Raw genomic sequence first — 24,366 nt, forward strand, 5'->3', positions numbered from 1 at the left:
ACGCAGCTTATCAGTCAGACGCGACGGTACGCATCACCGTCTCCCGGGGCAGATCAAATGCCTCTACCACCTGGACCACCAGATCCATCTCCTGGTTCAGTGCCTCACGCTCCAGACGCTCGCGAATCACCCCGATCACCAGCACCGCCAGGGTGGTGATGGAATACGCGGGGCCAGAAAACGCCCGCACGCCGCTCACCAACAGCATCGCCGCCGCCAGCGCCTGCCCCACCACCGGAATCGCCGTGGCCGCGCCTCGACGCAGGATAAACCCGGTCAGCCCGGCCAACGCGGTGCCACTCAGAGCAGTGGTGGCTGAGCGCCCCACATCGAAGCGATTGAAAAAGCTCTGCTCCTTTTGCGCGGCAGCCTGCAGTTCCGCCTCGAACACTTGCCGATCGGCCTGGCTGAGCTTGTCCTTGTATTGCTCGATCAGCCGCTCGGCGACCTGCAGTTCCAGATCCGCCAGGGCCACCTTCTCGATCGGTTCATCAAACTTGATACCCACCCGCTGCGCGACGTCCTGGGCGATTTCGCGATAGCTCACGCCATGCCCCCGGGCCAGGTTCATAAAGGTGTCGCCGCCCATGCGCTGCAACTCGATGGCCAGCTTCAAGGGCTCGCGCACTGTGGCGTCGATCGAGGCACTGCGCTTTTGCGCCATCAGCTCGGCGAAGAACTTCAACTCCTCCGGCCGCGCCTGCACCAGCAGCGGGAACAGGTCGACATCCTCTTCGGCAAAGCGCACTTCAGGGCTGCGCTGATCGGCGCGGATCATGCCCCGGCGCTCCTGCAGCAGGTCGGTGTACTGCACCACCGTTTTCAATTGAGGCCAGTAAGCGGCGTGGTCAAAAGTGGCCAGGTGCACATTCGCGACCTTGGCCTTGAGCGCAGGCGTCAGCGGGATGGCATAACGGCCGATGCAACGCTCGGTGTCGGGCTTGAGCGCCAGCGCCCAATCCTTGCTCGAATGGCAGTTGATCACCCGCCCCTTGAGCGGCGCCGACACCAGGTCCCACGGGCTGGACGTGCAAATCGCACCGCCCATCAGCAACAGGTTGTTCAGCGGCAATTCACGCGCCACTTCGGGGCTGGCCAGCAGGCTCTTGACCAGGAGCCGCGCGCCCAGGGAATGGCCGATCAAGTTGATTTGCCGCACCTTGATCGACTCGCCGTGCAGGTAATTGGCCAACTCGGGCAGCAGACTTTTGGCGACCTCATCCACCCGCGCCTCGACACTTTTGTAGTGGTCGAGGAAATAGGCAATCGCCTTGCCCACCCCGATGGTCGCCGCACCCAGGGCGCCACCGCCGAGCATCGAAGCGATCACATCCTTGAACGGTGCAAACAGGTTTTCCAGGAAGTGCCCCGCCGGCCAGAACAGCATCAGGTTGGTAGAGCCTTCGATGGTTGCCAGCTGCCGGGAGAAATTGCCCAGTTGCTGCTGGTTGAAGAACGCCGAATAACCGTGCACGTAGAGATTGAGCACCTCCCCTTGGGGCTCGCCACACAACACAAACGTGGGCTTGCGGGTACGGTGCATTTCATACCACTGGTGTTGCATGTGGCGGTGACTCCTGGCGACGACGGAGGGCGATAGTAACAAAGGGCGGGCTGCGGGAATGTGAAAAACTGATACTCGGACTATCCATATTCCTGCACAGTGATGACAGAAAACGTGGATTTTGTTCGCAGATTCAGTCCATTAACCTTTGTCGGGTCAACCACTGAAACCGAGGAACACCATGAGCAAGCCCGAATTTTTCATCACACCCGGTTACGGCGACATTGCACGCGAAACCCTGCATTACGCCCAAGCGGTAAAAGTGGGTAACCGCGTCGAAACCTCGGGCCAGGGCGGCTGGGATCACCAGTTTCAAATTCCCGAATCCCTCACCGACGAGATCGCCCTGGCCTTTCACAACCTGGATCGCACCCTGGCAGAAGCAGGTGCCGGCTGGGAGCATGTGATCCACGTCAACTCCTACCACGTGGGCGGTTTTCCTCCCGAGGTGAACGAGCAGATGGTCAAGTGGTACCGCCATTACATGCCCAATCACGCGCCGATCTGGACCGAACTGGGGGTGGAGGCCCTGGGACTGCCAGCGATGCGTATTGAAATCCGCGTGACGGCGATTATTGCCTGACGCCGAACCGCTCGATCACCCAGTCGATAAACACCTTCAGCCGGGCGTTCTGATGTCGATTGGGTGGGTAGATGATGTGCAACGGGGCGGCGGGCCGAGTCCAGTCCGCCAGCACCGGGACGAGTTGGCCAGTCTCGACGTAGTAGTCAACGATGGACTTGAAATGCTGTCCGACGCCCAGGCCAGCGAGCAGCATTTCCTTGAGGCCATTGCCTTCGTTGGTCGAAAAGGCGCACTGGCCTACCTCGTACCGAGTCGTGCCTTGCTCGAAAATCAACGGTTCCGGCTTGCCCGATCCGGCAAAAAAATAGCCGGCCTTGAGGTGGTTTTTTTCGAGGTCTTCGGGAGACTCGGGCGTACCCATGCGTTCCAGGTAGCCCGGCGCAGCGCAAGTGACATATTCCAGGTCCGCAACCTTGCGGCCGATCATGGCCATATCATCCAGCTTGCCAACCCGCAGCACGCAATCCACACCCTCCCCCACGATATTCACGGCGCGGTCGCTGATGCCCAGGGCGATGGTGATGTCGGGATACTCGCGATGAAAATCCACCAGCGCAGGAATCAACAGGCAATTGGCAAAGGACGCCGGCGCATCCACCTTCAGGTGACCACTGGGCTTGAGCTTCTGCCCGCGCAGGGCGTTGTCCAGTTCATCCAGTTCTGCCACCAGGCACAGCGCATGGTTGTAGTACTCCAATCCTTCCGGCGTCGCCGCCAACGCACGGGTGGTGCGGTGCATCAACTTGACGCCAAGGTGCTTCTCCAGGTCGGTGATGAGTTTGCTGACAGTGGAGCGCGGCAGTGCCAACTGGTCGGAGGCGCGGCTGAAGGAGCCGGTTTCGACGACACGGACGAAGGCACGCATGGCGAGGAGTTGGTTCATGGCGATGGCCGATAGGGCGAAAATGCCAAGTATTGTCTATAAAGCTGCACAATGGCGACAGGTATTCAGATAACAAAAAAACCGGCACAGGGCCGGGCGTTGACGGAAAAACTGACTCAGTTGGCAAAGTTTTCGATCTTTACCTGGCCATCAGGAAACGTGGCGACAATCTCCAACTCCCCTCCCATGGCACGAATGTAGTTACGCAGCGTGCTGATATACATGTCGGTGCGACGTTCCATTTTGGACACTGCCGCCTGGTTGATATTCAGCGCCTTGGCCAACGTGTCCTGGCTCATCTGTTGCGCCTTGCGCAGTTCATGCAGAGGCATTTCTTTCAGGTGCTGCTGGAGGATGCGCTCTGCATCGGCCCGAGCTTGCGGTGTCATGCGAGCCTGAAGCTCACTGAATTTTTTAGCCATGGTGACGGCCCTCTTTACGCAGTGTTTCCAAATGTTCGTCATACAAGGTCTCAGCCAGCGGGACGTATTCGTCATACCAGCGGCCTCGTCCTGTTTTGTCTCCGCCTATCAGCAATAAGGCACCCTTCGTATCCAGATCGCCCCACCGGCCTCCAAACTCGTCCGTATATTCAACGTCCCAACTCATGCAAATATTCCGTCCATGGAATATAAACTCAAGTGCATAACTGTAGAAGCCTGAGGGGCACACAGCCTCCCGTTTTCCCCGGGAAAGTGTTTGTAGATTATTCCCGCACGATTATCCGCCCATAAAAAAACCGCCCTTTCGGGCGGTTGAAGAGACTCGGTCTTGATCAGAAACCGAGGGAGAAACTGATGGTCATCGCATGGTCCTTGTCGTTGCGCGAGACCTGGCCGGAGTAGCCCAGGCCCAGCTTGCCGTTGGGGCTGATCTGATAGTCGATGCCGGCTTCCAGCACGGCGCTGTCCTTGGCAATCGGCACACCTTGGGTACTGAATGAAGTTCCACCGCCGTTGATAAAGCTCAGGTCGGCATCCGGCTTGGTATCACCAAAGGCATGACGCCAGCCGATGCTGCCCCGCGGTGTGATTTTCGAGCCGTTGCCCAAAGTGATGGTCTGGCCGGCACGCAGGCCCAGGGTGGAGAAGGTGACGTCTTGATCGGCATCACCGCGCAGGGCTGCCGAGCCGCCCTTCTCCTTGATGGTGTCGCTGTCGTAGTTGACGTAGGCCAGGCCAGCGAACGGTTCCAGGGCGACGCTGCCGGTTTGAATGGTGTAGCCGACTTCACCGAACACTTGCGCGCTGCGGGCCTTGTAGTCGGCCTTCAGGCGTTGCCCCACATCACCCACCGCCACGTCGCGCTTGCTCTCGATGTCGTGCCAGCTGTAGGCCACGCCCATCCGTGCGGCGAACGCTTCCTGCTGGTACGCGGTGTAGGCCATCAGGTGATAGCTGTCGACGTCGGCGCTGGAGTTGCGGTGCTTGGCGTCGAGGTCGCTGCGGGTGTAACCGGCGGCAACACCGGCGCGCCAGGCGTCATCCAGTTGCTTGTCTGTGCCCAGCAGGAAGCCACTGAGGTTGCGGTCCAGGTTGGCGGTGTTGCTGTCGCCGCCCATATGCCCCCAGGTGCCCAGCACACGTGCCCAGCCGACCATTTCGCCTTGGCAACCGGCGCTGCTCAACTGGTTTTCGCTCGGTGCCAGGCTGCTGCGGGGATCGTCCTTACGGTAGCAGCCGGGTTGGCGCAGGCGCTCATTGACCGCGTCACGGATGTAACGCGAATCTTCGAGCAAGGCGCTGGCGGTACTGGCGTGGATTTCCCCCGACAGGTTGTCGAACGCGGCGCGAGCCCCGGCGACGCTGCCGTTGAGCAGTGCGTTTTGCACCGCCGCACCGCCCACCGCTGCGCCACTGCCCAGTGCTGCCGCTACCGCCCGCTGATTGCCGGTGGCCGCCACGCTGGCGTAGCTGACATTATTGCGGCTGACCGCCAGCGCAACCTGGTTCGGGCTGTAGCTGAGCGCGGTATTGAGGAACGCCAGGTTCTCAAGGTTGGTGGTAGCGAACGTTCCGGTGACCCCGCCGTCGGCGGTCAACAAGGTGTAGGTAGTCGGCCCGGCATACGGCGCCAGGTTGACCACATTCAGCGTGCCCGCCAGGTCCGCCGTGCCGCCTACCGCCAGGGCCCCGGCGGCCGATGGGGTGATAACCAGGTTCAGCGCGCCATCGGTGGCGTTGGTGAAGTTGCCGGCGACGCTCAGCTTGCCACTGTCCGGGGCCACCGCACCGTGGTTGACCAGCGAACCAACGCTGCCATTGCCCGTCAGCCCGGCACCGTTAGCCACGGTGACCTGCCCACCGAACACTGCATTTGGATTGGCCGCGTTGCCGACTTGCAACACGCCCTGATCCACCGCCACCGTCCCGCTGAACGGCTGGTTGCCGGTCAGCAGCAGCGTACCCGCACCTTGCTTGACCAGCGCACCGGTACCGCTGAGCACTCCGTTGAATTGGCCGCTGCTCAGTTGCGTGAACAGCAAGCGCGCGTTGTTGCGGATATTGCCCCGCAGGCTGGTGGTGTTACCGGCCAAGGTCCCGCCACTGACGGTGGTGCCGCCGGTGTAAGTATTGGCGCCCATCAGCACCAGGGTACCGGCATCCAGCTTGTTGATGCCGCCCGTGCCCACCAGCGGCGCATCGATCTGCGTGGTCACGCCAGCGTTGACCCGTGCTGCGGCCAAGCTGCCGTCCGGCGTATTGGTCGGGCTCAGGCTGCCGCCTGCACCGGCCACCAGCGAGTAGCCCGGATCGAGGAACTGCAGACCGGTGAAGCCCTGATTACCCTCCACTGTCACGGTCCCGCCCTGCCCGCCAAACACTGCGAACTGGTTGGTTGACGCCTGGCCCTGGGTGCCGTTCGGATCGGTCCAGTTGGTGCCCGGGCCCCACGTCCCGCTACCGCCGGTGATCGTGCCGTCAGGATTGGTGGTGCCGCCGTTCCAGAACTGGACTTGCCCCGGCGTGGTTTGCACCAGCAGGTTGACCTGATTGGCCAGCGCGGTTTGCAAGGTCAGCGCGCCCGGCAGGATGCCCGAAGGCAGCGTGCCGTAAGCCAGGCCGTTGTCGGTCAGGCTGCCGCCGTAGCGGAACAGTTGGTAAACCCCGGTGCCGAAGCCGCCGGCGTCGGTGACGTTCAGCGTGCCGTCCAGGGTCAGGTTGCCGGCCACATTCACCACCGAGGTAGAAGCGCCCGGCGCGCCGAGGCTGAAGTCCAGGTTGGTCCCCGACGACAAGTTGAGACCGCCTACCGACAACGGGGTGCCGCCAGTGCCTGCGGTCAGGGTCGAGCCGTTCGCCAGGGTGACCGTACCCGCCAGTTGGCCCGAACCGCCCAGGGAGGCGCCACTGCCCACCAGCACATTGGCGCTGTTCAACGTGCCATTGACCAACAGGCCGCCGGCGTTGACGTTGGTATCGCCGGTAAAGGTGTTGTTGCCACTGAGCAGCAGGTCGCCGGTACCGTTTTTGTTCAGCACGCCGGCGCCAGTGAGGTTGCCGGTGTAGGTGCCATCCGCCGCCTGTTCGAAGGTCAGGGTCGCATTGTTGGCGATCGCGCCCTGCAGGCTGCTGGTGTCACCCGAAGTGATACCGCCGTTCAAGGTGGTGCCGCCGCTGTAGGTGTTGGCACCGGTGAGCAGCAGTGAACCATTGCCGTTTTTCACCAGGCTGCCAGTGCCACTGATGACGCCACCGAGGGTGGTGTCTTGAGTGCCCGCGAGGCCCAGTTGCGCACCGAGGTTGATCCCATTATTGAGCTGCAACGCCGCCGTGCTGTCGAGTACTGAATTGCCGGTAACACCCAGGGCACCACTGCCCAAGGCATTGTTATTGCCGAGGATCAGCGTGCCTGCCGCCAACTGCGTCCCGCCGCTGAAGGTGTTGTTGCCATTGAGGGTCAGGCTGGCCGCACCGTTCTTGACCAGGCTGCCGCTGCCACTGACCACACCACCCAGGGTCAAGGCGTTGGACCCGGCGACATTCAAGGCGCCGTTCACAACCACCGCGTTAGCCAGGTTGACCGCCGTGTTGCTGTCCAGCGCGGTGCCGTTGGCCGTCGTCAATACGCCGGTGCCGAGTGCGCTGTCATTGCCCACCACCAGCTTGCCGCCATTGAGGGCAGTGCCGCCGGTGTAGCCGTTGGTGCCATTGAGTACCAAGGTGCCGGTGTCGTACTTGCCCAGCGTGCCGGCGCCGTTGATGGCCACGCCGATGGTGGCAGTGTTGTCAGGGTCGACACGAATCGCCGCATTCCCGGTGCCGCCATTGACCAGGTTCAACGCGCCCGCCGTGCCGTCCACCAGGCTGTAGCCGTCGGTGGCGAACTGCAGGCCGGTGATACTTTGTGTACCGTTGACCGTGACCGTGCCCGCCGTGCCCTGGAACACCGCGAAACTGTTGCCCCAGGCCTGATTGACGGTACCATCCACATTGGTCCAGTTGGTCGTACCGGTGCCCCAGGTGCCGCTGCCGCCGTGAACGGTGCCGTCGCCCACCAGTTGGCCGCCGTCCCAGAACTGCACAGTGGTGTTCGGTGCCGTCACCAGCAGGTTGACCTGATTACCGACTGCCGTCTGCACCTGCAGATCCCCCGGCGTCACGCTGCCGGGCACCGCGCCGATCACCAGGCCATTGTCGGTCAAGCCGCCGGTGTAGTTGATGATGCGGTACACACCACTGCCGAAGCCGCCGATATCGCTGACGTTGAGGTTACCGTCGAGGGTCAGGTTACCGCCAACATTGATCAACGCATTACCGCCGCCGACAACCGGTGTACCCAACCCGACATCCAGGTTGGAGTTGCCGGACAACACCAGCGAGCCCACCGACAAGGTACTGCCGGTCGAGCCTGCCAGGTGCCCGCCATCGGCCACGGTGACGGCGCCGCCAAGGCTGCCGGTGCCCGTGAGCGTCGCGCCGCTGTTGACCGCGACATTACCGCTGGCCAGGGAGCCGCTGAGATTCAGGGTGCCACCGTTGACGCTGGTGTCGCCGGTCAGGGTGTTGATGCCGCTGAGGGTCAAGGTACCGGTACCGAGTTTGTTCAGTTGCCCACCACCGTCGAGTACCCCGTCAAAGGTACTGCTCTGGTTGCCGCCACCCAGGCTGAGGATATTGCCGCCGCCGATCAGTGCGGTGCCGTTGCCGGTCAGGCTGCCAAGGCTGGCAGAAGCCCCGAGATTGAGCTGGGTACCGGCACCCAGGTTCAAGCCGGCGTTATTGCCGAGCGCCGTCGCACTGGTGGTGGTCAGGCTACCGCCGAGTACATTGAAATTGCCGCTGAAGGTGTTGTTGCCGCCAAGGGTCAGGTCGGCTGCGCCATTTTTGGTCAGGGTGCCAGCGCCATCCAACACGCCGCCCAAGGTCAGGTTGTTGGTGCCGGTCACACTCAGGTTGTCGTTGACCGTGGCGTTGTTGGCCAGCACCAGCGCCGAACTGTTGTCCAGCGTCGAAGGCCCGGCCACGGTCAAGGTGCCTGAGCCGAGTGCCGCTGCACCGCCGAGAGTCAAGGTACCGGCGTTCAGCGTGGTGCCGCCGGTATAGGTATTGGTGCCATTGAGCGTCAGGTTCGCCGCGCCGTTTTTACTCACGCCTCCTGCCCCGCTGATCACGCCGCCGAGGGTCAGGTCATTGCTGCCGGTAACGCCCAGATTGGCGTTCAGGGCGATGTTATTGGCCAGGCTCAACGCCGTGTTGCTGTCCAGGTTCGAAGCGCCTGCCACCGTCAAGTTACCCAGGCCCAGCGCCGAAGTGTTCCCCGCCGTCAGGGTCCCGGCGTTCAAGGTGATTCCACCGAGGAAACCATTAGCGCCATCCAGGACCAGATTGGCCGCGCCGTTTTTGGTCAGGCTGCCGGCGCCGTTGAGAGCGCCACCGAGGGTCAGGTCGGCCGTGCCGCCGACCCCGAGGTTACCGGCCAGGTTGATAGCGTTGTTCACGCTCACTGCAGTGGCCGCATCCAGCGTGGTGCCGTTGGCGGCATTGAGTGTGGCGCTGCCCAGTGCCGAATTCGACGCCAGGATCAGCCCGCCCGCGTTCAGCGCAACCGGACCGAGGAAGGCATTGTTGCCACCGAGGGTCAGGTTAGCCGCGCCGTTTTTGATCAAGCCACCGACGCCGCCAATCACGCCATTGAGGGTCAGCGCATTGCTGCCGCCAACCGTCAAGTTGCCGAGCAGGCTCACTCCATTCGCCAGGGACACGGCGGTGTTGCTGTCCAGCGTGGTGCCGGACGAAGTGCTTAATTGTCCGCTGCCAAGGGCCGTGTTGCTGCCCACCACCAATGTCCCGCCTTGAAGCTCGGTGCCTCCGGTGTAGCTGTTGGCGCCATTGAGCACGAGGGTGCCACTGTCGAGTTTGGCCAGGGTGCCACTGCCGTCAATCCCCACACCGATGGTCGCGGTGGAACCCGGGTCAACACGAATCGCGGTGTTGCCACCGGTGCCGTTCACCGCCGTCAACTGCCCTGCCGCGCCGCTCACCAGGTTGTAGCCATCGGTCACGAATTGCAGCCCCGTGAACGATTGTCCGCCCACCACCGTGACGGTGCCGGCTGCCCCCTGAAACACGCCGAAGTCGGCAGCCCATGGCTGGTTGACCAGGCCATTGACCGAGGTCCAGTTGGTGCCGCCAGCCGTCCAGCTGCCGGTGCCGCCGTCCACCACGCCGTTGGCGATAGTCTGGCTGCCATCCCAGAAGCGGATATTGGCGTTCGGCGCCGCCACCAGTACGTTCACCTGATTGCCCACCGAGGTTTGCACCACCAGGTCGCCGAGGCCGAAGCCCACCGGCACGCCAGTGACATTCAGGCCCAGGTCGGTCAGCGCCCCGGTGTAGTTGATCAAGCGATACACCCCGACGCCGAAGCCACCGGCATCGGTGACGTTCAGGTTGCCATCGAGGGTCAGGTTGCCGCCAACGTTGAGCAACGAGGTGGTGGACGGTGCGCCAAGCGCTACGTCCAGATTGCCGCTGCCGGCCATCACCAGCGAACCGGCCGACAGCGTATTGCCGCTGCTCAAGGCCAGGTGGCCGCCATTGTTGACGTTCAGCGCACCCAGTACCGAGCCGGTGCCGGTGAAAGTCGCGCCGGTATTGACGTTGACATTGGCACTGCCCAGCGAACCGCTGAGGTTCAAGGTGCCTGCGTTGACGTTGGTGTCGCCGGTGAGGCCATTGATGCCGGTCAGGTTCAGGGTGCCGGTGCCGACCTTGGCCAGGGCGCCGCTGCCACTCAGGCCGCCGTCAAAGGTGCTGGTGGAATTGAGGCCGCCCACCGACAGTGTGTTGCTTGCGCTGACCTGCACATCACCGCTGCCGGCAAGGGTTGCCAGGCTGGCATCGCTGCCCATGATCAGCGACGCGCCGGCGCTGACATTGGCGCCGGAGGTATTGCCCAGTGCGCCGGTACTGGCAGTAGTGACGCTGCCGGAAAGGATGTTCAAGGCGCCGGTAAAGGTGTTGGTGCCGCTGAGCGTCAGGTCTGCCAAGCCATTTTTGTTCAGGGCGCCAGCGCCGCTGATCACGCCGCCGAGCGCCAGGTTGTTATTGCCGGCCACGTTCAAATCAGCGTTGAGGATGATCCCATTGTTCAGGGTCAGCGCCGCGCTGTTGTCCAGTGTGGAGGTGCCTCCCACGGTCAGGCTACCGCTGCCCAGCGCCGCACCGTTACCCAGCGTCAGGGTACCGGCGTTGAGGGTGCTGCCGCCGCTGTAGGTATTGATGCCGTTGAGGGTGAGATTAGCCGCACCGTTCTTGATCAACTGACCGGTGCCCCCGATAAGGCCGCCCAGTGTCAGGCCTTGAGTGCCGCCGACGGTGAGGTCGGCATTCAGGGCAATGCTGTTGGTCAGTGCTACCGGGGCATTGCTGTCCAGCGTCGCCGCGCCGTTGACTGCCAGGCTGCCGGTGCCGAGGGCCGCATTATTGCCGACGGTCAGCGTGCCGGCGTTCAACGAGGTGCCGTCGATAAACGTATTGACGCCGTTAAGGATCAGGTTGGCTGTGCCGTTTTTCACCAGGTTGCCGTTGCCGCTGATGACGCCGCCCAAGGTCAGATCCGCCGTACCGCCGATCGTCAGCGGGCCGGTCATGCCGATCTGGTTGCTCAGGCTGACGGCGGTGCTGGCGTCCAAACTGGTGTTGGCGGCGGTGGTCAACGCACCGCTGCCCAAGGCGTTGTTGGCGCCGACAATGATCTTGCCGGTGTTGAGCGTCGTACCGCCCTGATAGTTGTTGCTGCCGTTGAGGGTCAGGTCGGCCGCGCCGGTCTTGATCAAACCACCGATGCCGCTGACGTTGCCGCCGAGGGTCAGCGCATTGCTGCCAGCGAGGGTCAGGATGCCACCGAGGTTGACGGCATTGCCCAGGGTGGCGGCGGTGTTGGCGTCCAGGGTGGTGCCGTTGGACGCGTTCAGCGCGCCAGTGCCCAACGCGGTATTGGCGCCGACAATCAAGGTCCCGGCATTCAGCGCCGTGGTGCCGGTGTAGGTGTTGTTGCCATTGAGGGTCAGGCTCGAGGCGCCGGTCTTGATCAGGCCGCCCGCGCCGGCGATCACACCACCGAGGGTCAACGGGTTGGCCCCGCCGGCGGTCAGGTTGGCATTGAGGTTGATCGCATTGCCTAGGGACAACGCGCCAGTGCTGTCGAGGCTACTGGCGCCGCCCACCGTCAATGCCCCAGTGCCCAGTGCCGTGGCATTGCCCAGGGTCAGGCTGCCGGCGTTCAGGGTCGTGCCGCCCTGGTAGGTGTTGGCCCCGTTGAGGGTCAGGTTGGCCGCGCCGTTCTTGATCAGTTGGTTGGTGCCACTGAGCACGCCGCCCAGGGTCAAGGCGTTGCTGCCCGCCACGCTCAAGTCGGCGTTTAATGCGATGTTGTTGGCCAGGGTCACGTTGGCGCTGCTGTCCAGCGAGGCCGCACCCGCGACGGTCAGGTCACCGACGCCCAAGGCCGCGTTATTACCGGCGGTCAGCGTGCCCGCGTTGAGAGTTACGCCGTTGAGGAAAGTGTTGGCACCGTTGAGGACCAGGTTGGCCGCGCCGTTTTTGGTCAGGCCGCCGCTGCCCGCAACGACGCCCCCAAGGGTGAGGCCGGCGGTCCCGCCAATGTTCAGGTTGCCGGTTACGCCGACGCCATTGGTCAGGGAAACATTGATGCTTGCGTCCAGCGTGGTGCCGTCGGCCGTGTTCAAAATGCCGCCTGTACCCAGCGCCGTATTGGAGCCGACGATCAGCGAACCGGCATTGAGCATGGTGTTGCCGGTGTAGGTATTGGCGCCACCGAGGGTCAACGCCGCAGTGCCGTTCTTGATCAGGCCGGCCGCTCCGCTGATTGCGCCTGTGAGGCCCAGGGCCTGAGTGCCGCCGATGGTCAAGTCCGCCGCCATGAACACCGTGTTGGCCAGTGTCACCGCCGTGGTGGCATCCAGGGTCGTGCTGGCGGCCGTGTTCAGGGCGCCGGTGCCCAGTGCATTGTTGTTGCCCACCAGCAGCGTGCCGGCGTTGAGCGTGGTAGGGCCGCTCTGGGTGTTGTTGCCGGTCACCGTCAGGGTCGAGGCGCCATTCTTGGTAATCCCTCCCACACCCGAGATGACGCCCCCAAGGGTCAAGGCGTTGCTGCCGACCGTGGCCAGGTTGGCGTTGAGGATGATGTTGTTGTTCAGGGTGACATTGGCGCCGGTATCAAGATTGGCGCCGCCATTGACGTTCAGTACACCGGTACCCAGTGCGTTGTTATTACCTAATACCAACGTGCCGGTGTTCAGGTTAGAAGGGCCTGTAAAGGCCGTGTTGTTGCCATTTAACGTCAGGGTGCCGCTGCCACTCTTGCTGAGCCCACCCGCCCCGTTGATCACGCCTCCCAGGGTCAAGGACCCGGCTCCGGTAGCCGTCATGGCACCGTTGAGGGTGATGAGGTTGTTCAGGCTGATGGTGCCCGGCGCACTCAACGACGCCGAACCCGCGAATGTCACAGAGCCGGTGCTGAAGGCTTGATTGTTGAGGACCTGAACCGAGCCGCCATTGATCGTGGTATTGCCGGCATAGGTATTGGCACCACTGAGGCTCAACTGCCCGGTACCGGCCTTGGTCAAACCACCACTCCCGGAGATCACGCCTCCCAGCGTCGAACCATTGGCCCCCTGAACCGTCAACCCGCCGCTGCCCAGGGAAATCAGGTTATTGAGGGTCAACCCGGCGTTGCTGGCCTGGATCACCCCGCCATTGGACGTCAGCACGCCCGTGCCGAACGACTGGGCGTTGTTGAACGACGCAACGCCACCGTTGAGGGTTGTGCTGCCGCTGACAAGCGGCCCTTGCAAGGTCCAGGTACCGCTGTTGACCGTCAGGTTGTTGAAGTTCACGTAGTTGGCGCTGGACGCCGTGCCCGCACCGCTCGTGCCACCGCCCACACCAATGGTGTTTTGCAGGATCAAAGAGTTGTTGCCCCCGGCCCCGCCATCAACTTGCCCGGTGGGCGCAAACGTCAGGTTCACGCCGATCAGGCCACCGAGGCTGAGCCCCACCCCGCCACCATTGGTGATGGTCGAACCGGTCACGGCGGTAAATGTGTTGCTGCTGGCCGCCCCCATGGAGACGCCACCGGAGATCGTCCCGGTGTTGATGAACGTGTTGCCGGTGCTGGACGTTTCGAAGGCCACACGTCCGGTCAGGGTGCCGTTGTTGACCATGTTGACCTGCGAGCCACCCTGCACCGCTACCACCGGCGTATCCGAAGAGAACAGCGTCAAGTTGAGCAACGCGTTCGAGCCGATAGTGCCGTTGTTGGTGATATTGGTGACGCCACCCGCACCGTTGACGACATTCATCGCCATGCCGGCGAGGCTCGTCAGGTTCAACCCGAGCACATCCCCAGTGCCCCTGATGATCCCGGTGAGGGTGTTGTTGATAGTGACGTTACTCGCCGCCGTATTCCCCAGCGTCACACCACCGCTCAACACAGTCACGAGGCCAAGCAGCGCCGGGTCGATGGTGCCGGAGTTATTGAGGGTCAGGTTATTGCCCGTGAGGTTGAGCACCTGGCCACCCAGGGTCGCGTTCATCTGCGCGCCGCTGTTGACGTTAACCGTCAGGCCGTTGACCGCGCTGGCAAAGGTGTTCAAGAACAGCGGCAAACTCGGCACGCCGGTACAGGTGACCGTGGCGCCTGCCGTGGGACTTGCCGGCGAACAAGCAGCCATCGCCTGCGGGCTCGCCAAGCCTAGAACCAGGCCGGCAATACCGAGGCGAATAGCAAGATTAAGAGGAGAAATACGAGGTACAGCGGCAGCAGCAAGTCTTCTTTCCACGTGAAACTCCTTGTGGTCAAAGCCTTTCATCCATGAATGCGTAGAAGCCCCAAATACAGATCCAAACACGCATCGACGTCGAAATACCTGACCGTGGTGACAACTGATCCTGTTTGTCACAACGTTAGCCGCGTGCATAAAACTCATTGAAATAAATGGTATTAATACTTTGGCGAGTGCCGCCCAGAAACCGGACGACGTCCAATGAACGCGGAGTTGAACGCTCTGAGACGCGCAAAAATTCAGATTTCACCACGCAAAAAAGCGCTCTAATAACGCCCTGTTGATTCAGCAAAACGATCCTGGAGTCCCCAATGCCCCATGAAGGCAACCTGTTACAAGCGGCGGTTGTATTCCTGTTCGCTGCCGTACTGACCGTGCCCTTGGCCAAGCGCCTGCAGTTGGGTGCCGTGTTGGGTTATTTGCTGGCCGGCGTGATCATCGGCCCCTCGGTGCTGGGCCTGGTGGGCAACCCGCAAAGCGTCAGCCAGTTTTCCGAACTGGGGGTGGTGTTGCTGCTGTTCATCATTGGCCTGGAGCTGTCACCGAAGCGTCTGTGGGTGATGCGCAAGGCGGTGTTTGGTGTCGGCCTGGCGCAGGTGTTGCTGACGGGCACGGTGATTGGTGTGGTAGCGCTGTTCCTGTTTGGCCAGTCATGGAACAGTGCGATTGTGCTGGGCCTTGGCCTGGCACTCTCCTCCACCGCCTTCGGCCTGCAGAGCCTGGCCGAGCGCAAGGAGCTTAACCAGCCCCATGGGCGCCTGGCCTTTGCCATCCTGCTGTTCCAGGACATCGCGGCCATCCCGCTGATCGCCATGGTGCCGCTGCTCGCCGGCAGCGATCACCCCGCCACCACCTCCCAAGGCCTGCAGCATGGCCTGGAAGTACTGGGCAGCATCGCCGTGGTGATCATCGGCGGGCGCTATCTGCTGCGGCCGGTGTTTCGCATCGTCGCCAAGACCGGGCTGCGGGAAGTGTCCACGGCCACCGCGTTGCTGGTAGTGATCGGCACCGCATGGCTGATGGAGCTGGTGGGTGTGTCCATGGCCCTCGGCGCCTTCCTCGCCGGGTTGCTGTTGGCAGACTCCGAATACCGGCATGAGCTGGAATCGCAGATCGAACCGTTCAAGGGCCTGCTGCTGGGCCTGTTTTTTATCAGCGTGGGCATGGGCGCCAATATCAGCCTGTTGTTCAGTGCGCCGGTGATCGTGCTGGGTCTGACCCTGCTGCTGATCGCCATCAAATTGCCGCTGCTGTTTTGCGTGGGCCGACTGGCCGGTGACCTGAGCCGTGAAAGCGCGCTGCGCTTGGGTGTGGTGCTGGCGGCCGGCGGTGAGTTTGCCTTCGTGGTGTTCAAGATCGGCCGCGACCAGGGCCTGTTCGAACCGCACCTCTACGACATCCTGGTGCTGACCATCACCCTGTCCATGGCCCTGACCCCATTGCTGCTGTTGCTCTGCCCGAAGCTCTTCAAGCCCAAGGTCAAGCCGGTGGAAGTGCCCGAGGAATACCGCGCCATCGAAAGCGATGCACCCCGGGTGGTGATCGCCGGGATGGGCCGTATGGGGCAGATCGTGGCGCGGATCCTGCGGGCGCAAAACATCTCGTTTATCGCCCTCGACACCTCGGTGGAAACCATCGAGCTGACCCGCAGTTTCGGCGGCATGCCGGTGTTCTACGGCGACCCCCAGCGCCCGGAAATCCTCCACGCGGCGAAAGTCGACCAGGCTGAATTCTTCGTGATCGCCATGGACGACCCCGAAATCAATATCAAGACCGCCGAGCTGGTGCGCAGCCTCTATCCGCACATGAAGATCATCGCCCGCGCCCGTAACCGCCAGCACGTGCACCGCCTGGTGGACCTCGACGCGTCACCGGTGCGCGAGACGTTTTACTCCAGCCTGGAAATGAGCCGCCGCACCCTCGTGGGCCTTGGCTTGACCCAAGCCCAGGCCGACGCGCGCATCAGCCGCTTCAAAAACCATGACCTGCAATTGCTGGCGGCCCAACACGCCGTGTATGACGACGCGGCCAAGGTGATGCAGTCGGCCCAGGAAGCCCGGACGGAACTGGCCCGATTGTTTGAGATGGACCGACTCGAGGAAGAGTCCGACAAGGTGTAAGGATGGAGATGAACGATCTTGCGAAATTTCTGACAGAATACGGCGCAATTTCGTTCATCCCTGGAGAGCTTCATGGCCACCCTCAGCAAGACCGCAGCCCTCTTGGCCCTCGCGCTGGCCGCCGGCTTCGGCGCCAGCCAAGTCCTCGCCGCCAGCAAGCCTGCGGCGCAGAAAACCGCCACCCAGACCATCTCCACCCTGGACGGCAAGTTCAGCTTCAACCTGCCCAAGTCCTACCAGGCCGACCCACTGCCGGCCGGTGATGCCGAACACGGCACGGCGGGCGCCAGCGGCACGATGTACAGCGACCAGGCCACCAAAAGCGTGATTTTTGTGGTTGAGAAACCGAGTGTCGCCGGCCTGATCAAGGACAACGACCCGCAGTTCCTCGACGGCGCCGTGGCGGATTTCGTCAAGGAACAAAGCGCGGCCCTGCCGGACTTCAAGAAAGGCGCCGAGAAGAAACTCACCGTCAAGGGCCTGGCCCTGCGCCAGGTCGACAGCACTGCGACCATGGGCGGTGGCAAGACGCTGAGCTCCACTTTCCTCACGGGCTCCGGCAGCCACCAGTTGGTGGTGCAGGCCATTTCCCGGGCGGATGATGAAGCCGGTCATGCACTGTTGGTGAAGCAGATTATTGGCGGTAAGTAACCCGATTTACCTGACAATGAAAATCTAAATGTGGGAGCTGGCTTGCCTGCGATAGCGATTGACCAGTCACTGCTTTAGGCGACTGATACACCGCTATCGCAGGCAAGCCAGCTCCCACATTTTTATCGCATTCACATCACCGGACTCAGCGCAGGCTCTTCTCCAGCCACTGCTTCAAGTCCAGCAACTCCGCCTCACCGATGGTATGAATCATCCCCGGGTAACCGTGGAATTCCGGCGTGAGGCCAAGCCCCTGCAATACCTCGTTGGCCCGCGTTGCCGAGTAATACGGCAGCGCCTGGTCCAGCGTCCCGTGACCGATGAAAATCGCCAGCTTGCCCAGTGGCGCATCCGGCTTGAGTTCGGCCTTGAGTACCGGCAGCAGGCTGCCGCTCAACGCCGCAATCCCGCGCAGGGTTTCGGGATGTCTTAACCCGACTTCGTACGACATGATCGCACCCTGGCTGAACCCCACCAGAAACACCCGCTCAGGTTGGGTGTGGTACTTGGTAGTGGCCCGGGCGACGAAGTCTTCGATCAGCTTGGCGCTGCTCTGCAAATCGGCGGTCTCGCCATCAAAGTCGCCATCGCCCGGCTTCTTGCGAAACCAGCGATACCCCCCGCCCTCCACCGGCATCGGTGCCCGTGCAGACAGGTAGGTCCAGGTCGACGGCAAGCGGTCCTTGAGCCCGAACAGGTCGGCCTCGTCACTGCCATAACCGTGCAGGAAGATCACCAGCGGCTCGTTGCGCGCATCGCTTTGGGTCTGTTCCAGGTAAGGCAGCGGCAGGTCGGTGTGCAATACGTCTTCGGCCTGTGCGGCGCCGGTAAACAGCGCCACCGTCAGGGCAATCAGTTTGAGCATGAGCATCAACCTCTAGGGTTTGCGCAACAAATAGGTATCCATGATCCAGCCATTGGCCTGACGCGCCGCCTTGCGCACACGTTCAATCTCTTCGGCAACCTCGGCCACTTTGCCGCTGATCAGGATTTCATCCGGTGTGCCCAGGTAGGCGCCCCAGTAGATATCCAAGTCCTGATCGGCCACGGTGCGGTAGGAATCTTCGGCGTCGAGCATGACAACCAGGGTGTCGGCATCACTCGCCTGCCCCGCCGCCAACCGGCGGCCGGTGGTGATTTCGATGGAGCGACCGATGCGGTTCAGCGGCACTTTGTGCTGGGCCGCCAACGCTTGGACGCTGGTGATCCCGGGGATCACCTCAAACTCGAATTCGCAACGGCCGCTGGCCAGGATCGCCTGCAGGATACGGATGGTGCTGTCGTACAGTGCCGGGTCGCCCCAGGCCAGGAATGCGCCCACTTCGCCGTCGGCCATTTCTTCATTGATCATCCGTTCGAAGGTCTGCTGCTTGTCGCGGTTCAGGTCCTTCACGGCGGTGGTGTAGTCGATATCGCCACGCACCCGCTCGGGGCAATCGGCCTCGACAAAGCGGTAGGCGTGATCGGTGATGTAGGTCTCGCAGATTTCCCGGCGCAGGTCGATCAGCTTGTCCTTGCTCTGGCCCTTGTCCATCAGGAAAAACACGTCGGTGCGGTTGAGCGCCTTGACCGCCTGCATCGTGATGTAGTCGGGGTTGCCGGCGCCAATGCCGATGATCAGGATGCGTTTCATGGGAAAGTCTTCATGGGTGGTCTCGGTGCGGGGAACGGATTTTGCCATGTTCGGGACGTCAGGCGTGAGTTTCCAGGCGCAGGCGCCAACGGCCATTGAAGCGCAACTCGGTGGATGACAGCGGCTCCACGTCGATCAGGTTGAACATCGCGGGCGGGCATTGCATGACATGCAGCAGCGCTGCGCGGATCACAAATGGATGCGTCACCGCCACGACATGCCCCGGGGATTGCTCAAGGGACTGCAACCACTGCCCTACCCGCTCACACAGTTGCACTACCGACTCGCCGCCGTGGGGCGCCGAGGTGCTGTCGGTCAACCAGGCCTGAAGCGCTTCGGGTTCGGCTTGCTGAACCTCCTCGATCGCCAACCCTTGCCAGCGGCCGAAATCACAATCGCGCAGGGCTGTTTCAACCAAAGCATCGTCGGCAAACAGCGCCGCGGTCTGCCGGGTCCGCGCCTCCGGGCCGCACAGCACCCGGGGTGCACGCTTGAAGCGTTGCGCCTGGGAAAGCGCCGCCTGCTGCCAGCCTATCTCCACCGACTCATCCAGCGCAAAGCGTGCCTGTTTCTGGGCACGGGTGCTGGCGTGGGCAACAAGGGTCAAACGGGTGGCCTGCATGACAAATCGCTCTGGTTTTAAGGGGCAGTCAGCGTAGACTTGCGAAGTTGTTTCAACATGTTTCAACTATTCTGCAACAGGAAGCCGGTTCAATGCCGGCGCGGTCGCGCCACTGTATTCGGCCTTTTAGCCGTAAGCCAGACCCTGTTTCAGCCAACTCGCTATCCATTTCGGGACGCGTCATCCCTGGAGGTTCTCATGGCTTATACCGCTGTAACTGGCTCCGACGTTTCAATACCGTCCATTCCCCTGAGCGAAATCCTTCCCTGGGCGATCTTCGGCGGCCTGCTGCTGTTGCTCGCGATTTACTTCGTCGGCGCCGAGCAGGGCGCGACGGCCGTGTTCAAAGGCATGTACGTGCATGAGTTTGTGCATGACGGTCGCCACCTGCTGGGTTTCCCCTGCCATTGATTGGAGCGTGACGACATGACAGGGCATTTACTCGTTCGCGGGATGCTGGTGGGCCTGCTCGCCGGCATCCTGGCCTTCGGCTTCGCCAAGACCTTTGGTGAGCCGCAGATCGACAAGGCCATCGCCTTCGAAGATCAGATGGCTCAGACGCACGGCGACGCGCCGGAAGAGGAACTGGTGAGCCGCGAAGTACAAAGTACCATCGGCCTGTTCACCGGCGTGGTGGTGTACAGCGTCTCCCTGGGTGGCATTTTCGCCCTGGTGTTCGCCTACTCCCTGGGCCGCATCGGCAAGGTCGGTCCCCGTGGCTTGGCAGCGCTGCTGGCATTGGCGGCGTTTGTGACGATCATCGTGGTACCGGGGTTGAAGTATCCGGCCAACCCGCCATCGGTGGGCGACCCCGCCACCATCGCGCAACGCACCAAGCTGTTCTTCCTGATGCTGCTGGTGTCGGTGGCGGCTGCGGTGATTGCGATCAACGCGGCGCGCAAGCTGATTGCCAGCCGTGGCCTATGGGCAGGCGCGATCCTCGGTGTGGCGCTGTATATCGTGATCGTGTCGGTGGCCGGCAGCTTGTTCCCGACCATCAACGAAGTGCCGGAACAGTTCTCGGCAGTGTTGCTGTGGAAATTCCGGGTGGCTTCCCTGGGGATTCAACTGGTGCTGTGGACCACCCTGGGCCTGGTGTTCGGCGCCGTGGCCGAGCGCAAGCTGAGCCAGCCTCAGGCGCGTCTCAATTCCTGACGGTACAGGTAGCCGCCGACGAATCGGCGGCTACCGGCATTCACACCCCGGGCCGCGCCAGGTAGAACACCTCGTAGCCATTGCCCGGATGATTCACATCCAGCGCCTTGCCCGACAAGGTAATTCGCACCAGCTTCCACGCCTGCACATCCAGCGCCAGAAACACCGCGAAGTTATCGCTGCTGTCCGCGAGCTGCTGGTTGCGGGCCTTTTCTGCGGCGAGGATTTGCCCGCGATCCGCCCCCGGCGCCAGCGCCCACTCCTCCCGATACAGGCTCAAGGCGTCTTGCGCCGGACCTCGCTGCACATCCAGCGGTAACCAGGACTCAATGTGCGGCTGGCCAAAACTGTCGAGGACCTTCTGGAAGCGCTCGCCGAGCAAGAAATCCGCAGCCTGCAAAGGATCCGACCACAGATAAACCGACGAATACAGGTTATTCACCCCCGGCCCCTGCCCTCTCTCCTGGGCGATAAACGCCTTGAACAGCAAACCCTCGGCATGATCCCACAACGGCCCCAGGCGAGCGGCCCGCTCACGGATGACACCCATGTCGTAATCGGCTGGCAAGCGGTGTGAATACTGTTTGGCAAACATCATGGCGCTCCTGTTCAGATGAGTGCCCAGCTTGCGCAGCGGCCATGATTTCAGCAAGATATCACCGGATATAGGTATGATAAGGAACTGAAATGACCGACGCACTCAAGCCGCTGGATATCGACACCGTGCACGCCTTTGTACTGGTGGCCGACTTCGCCAGTTTCACCCGCGCAGCCCAGGCCCTGGAGACCTCACAGGCGGCCATCAGCCTCAAGCTCAAGCGCCTGGAAGAGCGCCTCGGTTACCGCCTGCTGGTGCGCACGCCACGGCATGTGCGGCTGTCGCCCCAGGGCGAACAGTTCATCGTTGCTGCCCGCGCGTTGCTCAATGCCCACGAACGGGCATTGGGTGACATGGGCAACGGCGCACCACGAAGGCTGGTGATCGGCATCAGCGACCATGTGGCCGGGCCCGACCTGCCACTGTGGCTCAGCCGCCTGGCGGCGTATGACCCATTGGTGATTCTGGAGGTGCGGATTGCCTCGTCCCGGGACCTGGTCGCAGCGTTTGACCGCAACGAACTGGACGCGGTGATCGTGCGCAACGAAGGCGACCGCCAGGACGGCGAAGTGTTGGTGGTTGAGCGCTTTGGCTGGTTCGCCGCACCGACCTGGCAGCACACCGCCGGTACACCGTTGCGCATGGCAACCATGGCCTCGCCCTGCGGCGTGCGACACCTGGCGGTGCGCGCGCTGGATGAGGCGCGGATCGACTGGACCGAAGTGTTTGTCGGCGGCGGCGTAATGGCGGTGGGTGCGGCAGTCAGCGCCGGCCTGGGTGTGGCGGCGCTGGCCCGGCGAGTGGCGCCGGCGGGCGCCGTGGACGTCAGCGAACAGTACGGATTACCGGCGTTGCCCGTCAGTGAAATCGTGCTGCACAGCCGCATCAGCGACGGCCGCTCCCGCGAGACATTACGTGCGTTGAGCGCAACCTTCAGAGGGGTTCTGGAGCGTTAGATTGCATCTGGGTGTACCGCCCGCGCACGAACCGCTCCAGTTCATCGCCCGGCAACGCCTTGCTGAAATACCAGCCCTGGATGATCAGCTCCGAGCCCGACTGCAAAAACGCCAGTTGCTCGGCGGTTTCCACGCCTTCCACCACCACCCCAAGGTTCAGCGCCTCACAGAATCGCAGCATCCCGGTCAACACCTGGGCGCCCTTTGGATCATGCTGGGCGACCACGAAACTGCGATCGATCTTGATGAAATCCACCGGGAACTGATGCAGATAACTCAGCGCTGAAAACCCCGTCCCGAAGTCATCGATGTAAACCTTGGCGCCAATCGCCTGCAGCTTCTCGATCATCTGCCGGGTGCCCTGAATATCCCCCACCAACGCATCCTCAGTGATCTCCACCGACACCTGCCCATGGGCCTGGGCCAGTATCTCCACCAGCCGGTCACCATAGGCCGGGGTGGTCAGCGTGGCGCTGGAGATATTGATCGTCATCGGCAAGGTAAAACCGACCTTCCGCCACTTTTGATACTGGCGCACAGCCTGGGACGCCACCCACACATCCACATCGGGCATCAACCTGGCATTGGCCAGCCATTGCAGGAACTCCCAGGGCGAATGCACCGTGCCCTCGGCATCCCGCGCGCGCATCAACGCCTCGCAACCGGTGCACAGCCCGGTCAGGGTCGAAATCTGCGGTTGGAATTCGAGGTAAAACTCATAATCGCTGATCTGCTGGATATGGCTCAACTCGCTGACCTGGCGTGCCTGGGCCTTATGGGACGCCATTACCGGGTCCAGTTCCAGCAAGCGGCCCTTTTCTTCGAGGCCGCGAAAGGTCATATCCAGCGACTTCAAATACACCGTGCCGCCTTCCGTGGCCTGGCGATTGATCGCCCGCACATAGGGTGCATAAATCAGCATGCCAACCCCCAGCAACACCACCTGCAGCAACACCGCCGCGAGGTCGCCGTGGGTGCTCAAATAGGCGTTGAGCAACACCGGCGCGGTAAACGGCACACTCACCACCGCAGGCGACACCCAGCCAATCTGCACCACCACCAGCGCCAACATCGCGTTGAATGCCGGCACCACCAGAAAGGGAATGAACAGGCGCGGGTTGAGGATGATCGGCAAGCCAAACAACAACACTTCACTGACATTGAACAACGACAGCGGCAGGCTGGCTATCGCCACCAATCGCATGGACCGGCTCTTGGAAAACAGCAGGATCGCCAGCAGCAAGCACAATGCGCCACCCGAGCCACCGATAAACGCGAAGCTGCCCAGCAAGCCGCCATTCAGTAAATACTTGACCGGCTCGCCCGCCGCCACTGCGGCGTTGTTGAGCGCGACAGCCTGATCCAGTACATCAAACAACGGCTGCATGGCGTAGACCCCATGGATCCCGAAAAACCACAGCAGTGAATTCATCAGGGTCACAAACAGACCGCTGCCATAGGGCGTTTCCAGTGCATCGAGTACCTGCGGGCCCTGAAGCTGCGCCACCTGCGGAATCTGCAACAGCAACGACAGCAAGAGCACCAGCACGAGCGCCGTGATCGCCCCCGGCACCACCATGTTGATGGTGCCCTTGAGGTTGTGCCCCACCAGGTCTTCGTTAATCAACCGGGTCCAGCGACGCCGATGCAGCCAGGCGATGGCGGGCACATTGATCAACGGCGAGGCGATGGCGATGAACAGCACGAAGGTCGCCGAAGCACGGGGGAAATCCCGCAGCACAAAGGTGGCGATCACCACGTGGGCCAGGCACAGGAACGCCACCGGTAGCTGCGGCAGGCGGTGCTGGATCGCAAGCATGTAACCGATGGAGGCGGCCACCAGCAGCGGGATCACCGAACTGATCTGGTTGTGCAGCCCCGCGAGGAAGGCCACCCACTGAGGGTCGAAGCCCAGCACACGGGCGCATTCGGACAGGATCAGAAAACCGGCCGACACCAGCAGGCATGGCAGGATCCACAACAACCCCTCACGTATGGCCCGCAACGACTCGGTGCTGGCCAAGGCCGCCAGCCGCTGGGTGAAGAAAAGCTTGAACAGCGTTTGCGCCATCACCTGTCCCTCTGCACATAGCACTCGGTCCCTGATGCCAAGGTCGCAAAAACACCTGAGCCGTTGCCTTTATCGACAAGGTAACGCTACACGTCCTGATACCGCGAACGAAAGGCTTTTGCCGCCAGCGGCGTAATTATTCAGATTCGTCCCGTGGCACTGCTGCTTGTCGATTGCCTCCGGTTGGCCCATCCTTCGGCGCACTGGCTGTCGTAA

General features: G+C 62.3%; 16 protein-coding genes. 6 read left to right on the forward strand and 10 right to left on the reverse strand.

The window, feature by feature from the left end; genetic code table 11:
- Positions 1 to 10: 10 nt before the first annotated feature.
- Positions 11 to 1,564, reverse strand: coding sequence for a DUF726 domain-containing protein (locus JFU58_RS09225; RefSeq protein ID WP_201140336.1), 1,554 nt, complete (start codon positions 1,562 to 1,564; stop codon positions 11 to 13).
- Between the two features lie 181 nt (positions 1,565 to 1,745).
- On the opposite strand from JFU58_RS09225, the gene JFU58_RS09230 reads away from it, so the two are divergent.
- On the forward strand, positions 1,746 to 2,147 hold the full coding sequence (locus tag JFU58_RS09230) for a RidA family protein (RefSeq protein ID WP_063029301.1): 402 nt from the start codon (positions 1,746 to 1,748) through the stop codon (positions 2,145 to 2,147).
- On the opposite strand, the gene JFU58_RS09235 is transcribed toward JFU58_RS09230, so the two are convergent.
- The 4 genes from JFU58_RS09235 to JFU58_RS09250 all read right to left on the reverse strand — a co-directional run bounded on the left by JFU58_RS09235 (position 2,137) and on the right by JFU58_RS09250 (position 14,341).
- Positions 2,137 to 3,033 (reverse strand): LysR family transcriptional regulator, encoded by an 897-nt coding sequence (locus tag JFU58_RS09235; RefSeq protein ID WP_242488240.1) that lies wholly within the window; start codon positions 3,031 to 3,033, stop codon positions 2,137 to 2,139. The genes JFU58_RS09230 and JFU58_RS09235 overlap by 11 nt on opposite strands.
- A gap of 116 nt (positions 3,034 to 3,149) precedes the next feature.
- Positions 3,150 to 3,455 carry an XRE family transcriptional regulator gene (locus tag JFU58_RS09240; RefSeq protein WP_093208979.1) on the reverse strand — a complete coding sequence of 102 codons (306 nt, stop codon included), beginning with the start codon at positions 3,453 to 3,455 and terminating at the stop codon, positions 3,150 to 3,152.
- On the reverse strand, positions 3,448 to 3,642 hold the full coding sequence (locus JFU58_RS09245; RefSeq protein ID WP_177026371.1) for a hypothetical protein: 195 nt from the start codon (positions 3,640 to 3,642) through the stop codon (positions 3,448 to 3,450). Before JFU58_RS09245 ends, JFU58_RS09240 begins: the two co-directional genes overlap by 8 nt.
- Before the next feature lie 166 nt (positions 3,643 to 3,808).
- Complete coding sequence (locus tag JFU58_RS09250) at positions 3,809 to 14,341, reverse strand: autotransporter-associated beta strand repeat-containing protein (protein ID WP_342215232.1); 10,533 nt, start codon at positions 14,339 to 14,341, stop codon at positions 3,809 to 3,811.
- A gap of 314 nt (positions 14,342 to 14,655) precedes the next feature.
- Between JFU58_RS09250 and JFU58_RS09255 the strand changes: the two genes are divergently transcribed.
- Both JFU58_RS09255 and JFU58_RS09260 read left to right on the forward strand, forming a co-directional pair.
- Positions 14,656 to 16,464, forward strand: coding sequence for a monovalent cation:proton antiporter-2 (CPA2) family protein (locus JFU58_RS09255; protein WP_063029294.1), 1,809 nt, complete (start codon positions 14,656 to 14,658; stop codon positions 16,462 to 16,464).
- Positions 16,465 to 16,536: 72 nt separating this feature from the next.
- Complete coding sequence (locus tag JFU58_RS09260; protein ID WP_063029292.1) at positions 16,537 to 17,115, forward strand: hypothetical protein; 579 nt, start codon at positions 16,537 to 16,539, stop codon at positions 17,113 to 17,115.
- Positions 17,116 to 17,260: 145 nt separating this feature from the next.
- Here JFU58_RS09260 and JFU58_RS09265 read toward each other — a convergent pair whose 3' ends face one another.
- From JFU58_RS09265 to JFU58_RS09275, 3 genes are read right to left on the reverse strand one after another with little or no spacing between them, the layout of a single operon-like run.
- Positions 17,261 to 17,980: an alpha/beta hydrolase gene (locus JFU58_RS09265; protein WP_201140340.1), complete on the reverse strand. Its 720-nt coding sequence runs from the start codon at positions 17,978 to 17,980 to the stop codon at positions 17,261 to 17,263.
- Positions 17,981 to 17,992: 12 nt separating this feature from the next.
- A complete protein-coding gene (cobF, locus tag JFU58_RS09270; protein WP_177026368.1) occupies positions 17,993 to 18,748 on the reverse strand; it encodes a precorrin-6A synthase (deacetylating) in 756 nt (251 codons plus the stop codon).
- A 58-nt stretch (positions 18,749 to 18,806) separates the two neighbouring features.
- Positions 18,807 to 19,370: a histidine phosphatase family protein gene (locus tag JFU58_RS09275; RefSeq protein WP_063029289.1), complete on the reverse strand. Its 564-nt coding sequence runs from the start codon at positions 19,368 to 19,370 to the stop codon at positions 18,807 to 18,809.
- A 198-nt stretch (positions 19,371 to 19,568) separates the two neighbouring features.
- Here JFU58_RS09275 and JFU58_RS09280 point away from each other — a divergent pair, with 198 nt between their 5' ends.
- Positions 19,569 to 19,781 carry a CbtB domain-containing protein gene (locus JFU58_RS09280; protein WP_063029287.1) on the forward strand — a complete coding sequence of 71 codons (213 nt, stop codon included), beginning with the start codon at positions 19,569 to 19,571 and terminating at the stop codon, positions 19,779 to 19,781.
- Positions 19,782 to 19,796: 15 nt separating this feature from the next.
- Positions 19,797 to 20,525 carry a CbtA family protein gene (locus tag JFU58_RS09285; RefSeq protein ID WP_081253128.1) on the forward strand — a complete coding sequence of 243 codons (729 nt, stop codon included), beginning with the start codon at positions 19,797 to 19,799 and terminating at the stop codon, positions 20,523 to 20,525.
- Positions 20,526 to 20,565: 40 nt separating this feature from the next.
- Here the strand turns inward: JFU58_RS09285 and JFU58_RS09290 are convergent, their stop codons facing one another.
- Positions 20,566 to 21,120 (reverse strand): DUF4865 family protein, encoded by a 555-nt coding sequence (locus tag JFU58_RS09290; RefSeq protein ID WP_201140382.1) that lies wholly within the window; start codon positions 21,118 to 21,120, stop codon positions 20,566 to 20,568.
- 92 nt (positions 21,121 to 21,212) lie between these two features.
- On the opposite strand from JFU58_RS09290, the gene JFU58_RS09295 reads away from it, so the two are divergent.
- Positions 21,213 to 22,079 (forward strand): LysR family transcriptional regulator, encoded by an 867-nt coding sequence (locus tag JFU58_RS09295; RefSeq protein ID WP_201140342.1) that lies wholly within the window; start codon positions 21,213 to 21,215, stop codon positions 22,077 to 22,079.
- Here JFU58_RS09295 and JFU58_RS09300 read toward each other — a convergent pair.
- Positions 22,057 to 24,150 carry an EAL domain-containing protein gene (locus JFU58_RS09300; protein ID WP_201140344.1) on the reverse strand — a complete coding sequence of 698 codons (2,094 nt, stop codon included), beginning with the start codon at positions 24,148 to 24,150 and terminating at the stop codon, positions 22,057 to 22,059. The two genes, JFU58_RS09295 and JFU58_RS09300, sit on opposite strands and share 23 nt — an antisense overlap.
- Positions 24,151 to 24,366 lie beyond the last annotated feature (216 nt).

The organism is Pseudomonas sp. TH34 (genome assembly GCF_016650865.1).
Taxonomy (GTDB): domain Bacteria; phylum Pseudomonadota; class Gammaproteobacteria; order Pseudomonadales; family Pseudomonadaceae; genus Aquipseudomonas; species Aquipseudomonas yamanorum.

Excerpts from the sequence above, each read along its gene's own strand:
- JFU58_RS09225 (WP_201140336.1), bottom strand. The coding sequence starts at position 1,564 with ATGCAACACCAGTGGTATGAAATGCACCGTACCCGCAAGCCCACGTTT.
- cobF (WP_177026368.1), bottom strand. The coding sequence starts at position 18,748 with ATGAAACGCATCCTGATCATCGGCATTGGCGCCGGCAACCCCGACTAC.
- JFU58_RS09235 (WP_242488240.1), bottom strand. The coding sequence starts at position 3,033 with ATGAACCAACTCCTCGCCATGCGTGCCTTCGTCCGTGTCGTCGAAACC.
- JFU58_RS09260 (WP_063029292.1), top strand. The coding sequence starts at position 16,537 with ATGGCCACCCTCAGCAAGACCGCAGCCCTCTTGGCCCTCGCGCTGGCC.
- JFU58_RS09240 (WP_093208979.1), bottom strand. The coding sequence starts at position 3,455 with ATGGCTAAAAAATTCAGTGAGCTTCAGGCTCGCATGACACCGCAAGCT.
- JFU58_RS09245 (WP_177026371.1), bottom strand. The coding sequence starts at position 3,642 with ATGAGTTGGGACGTTGAATATACGGACGAGTTTGGAGGCCGGTGGGGC.
- JFU58_RS09290 (WP_201140382.1), bottom strand. The coding sequence starts at position 21,120 with ATGTTTGCCAAACAGTATTCACACCGCTTGCCAGCCGATTACGACATG.
- JFU58_RS09295 (WP_201140342.1), top strand. The coding sequence starts at position 21,213 with ATGACCGACGCACTCAAGCCGCTGGATATCGACACCGTGCACGCCTTT.
- JFU58_RS09280 (WP_063029287.1), top strand. The coding sequence starts at position 19,569 with ATGGCTTATACCGCTGTAACTGGCTCCGACGTTTCAATACCGTCCATT.
- JFU58_RS09265 (WP_201140340.1), bottom strand. The coding sequence starts at position 17,980 with ATGCTCAAACTGATTGCCCTGACGGTGGCGCTGTTTACCGGCGCCGCA.
- JFU58_RS09300 (WP_201140344.1), bottom strand. The coding sequence starts at position 24,150 with ATGGCGCAAACGCTGTTCAAGCTTTTCTTCACCCAGCGGCTGGCGGCC.
- JFU58_RS09285 (WP_081253128.1), top strand. The coding sequence starts at position 19,797 with ATGACAGGGCATTTACTCGTTCGCGGGATGCTGGTGGGCCTGCTCGCC.
- JFU58_RS09275 (WP_063029289.1), bottom strand. The coding sequence starts at position 19,370 with ATGCAGGCCACCCGTTTGACCCTTGTTGCCCACGCCAGCACCCGTGCC.
- JFU58_RS09230 (WP_063029301.1), top strand. The coding sequence starts at position 1,746 with ATGAGCAAGCCCGAATTTTTCATCACACCCGGTTACGGCGACATTGCA.
- JFU58_RS09255 (WP_063029294.1), top strand. The coding sequence starts at position 14,656 with ATGCCCCATGAAGGCAACCTGTTACAAGCGGCGGTTGTATTCCTGTTC.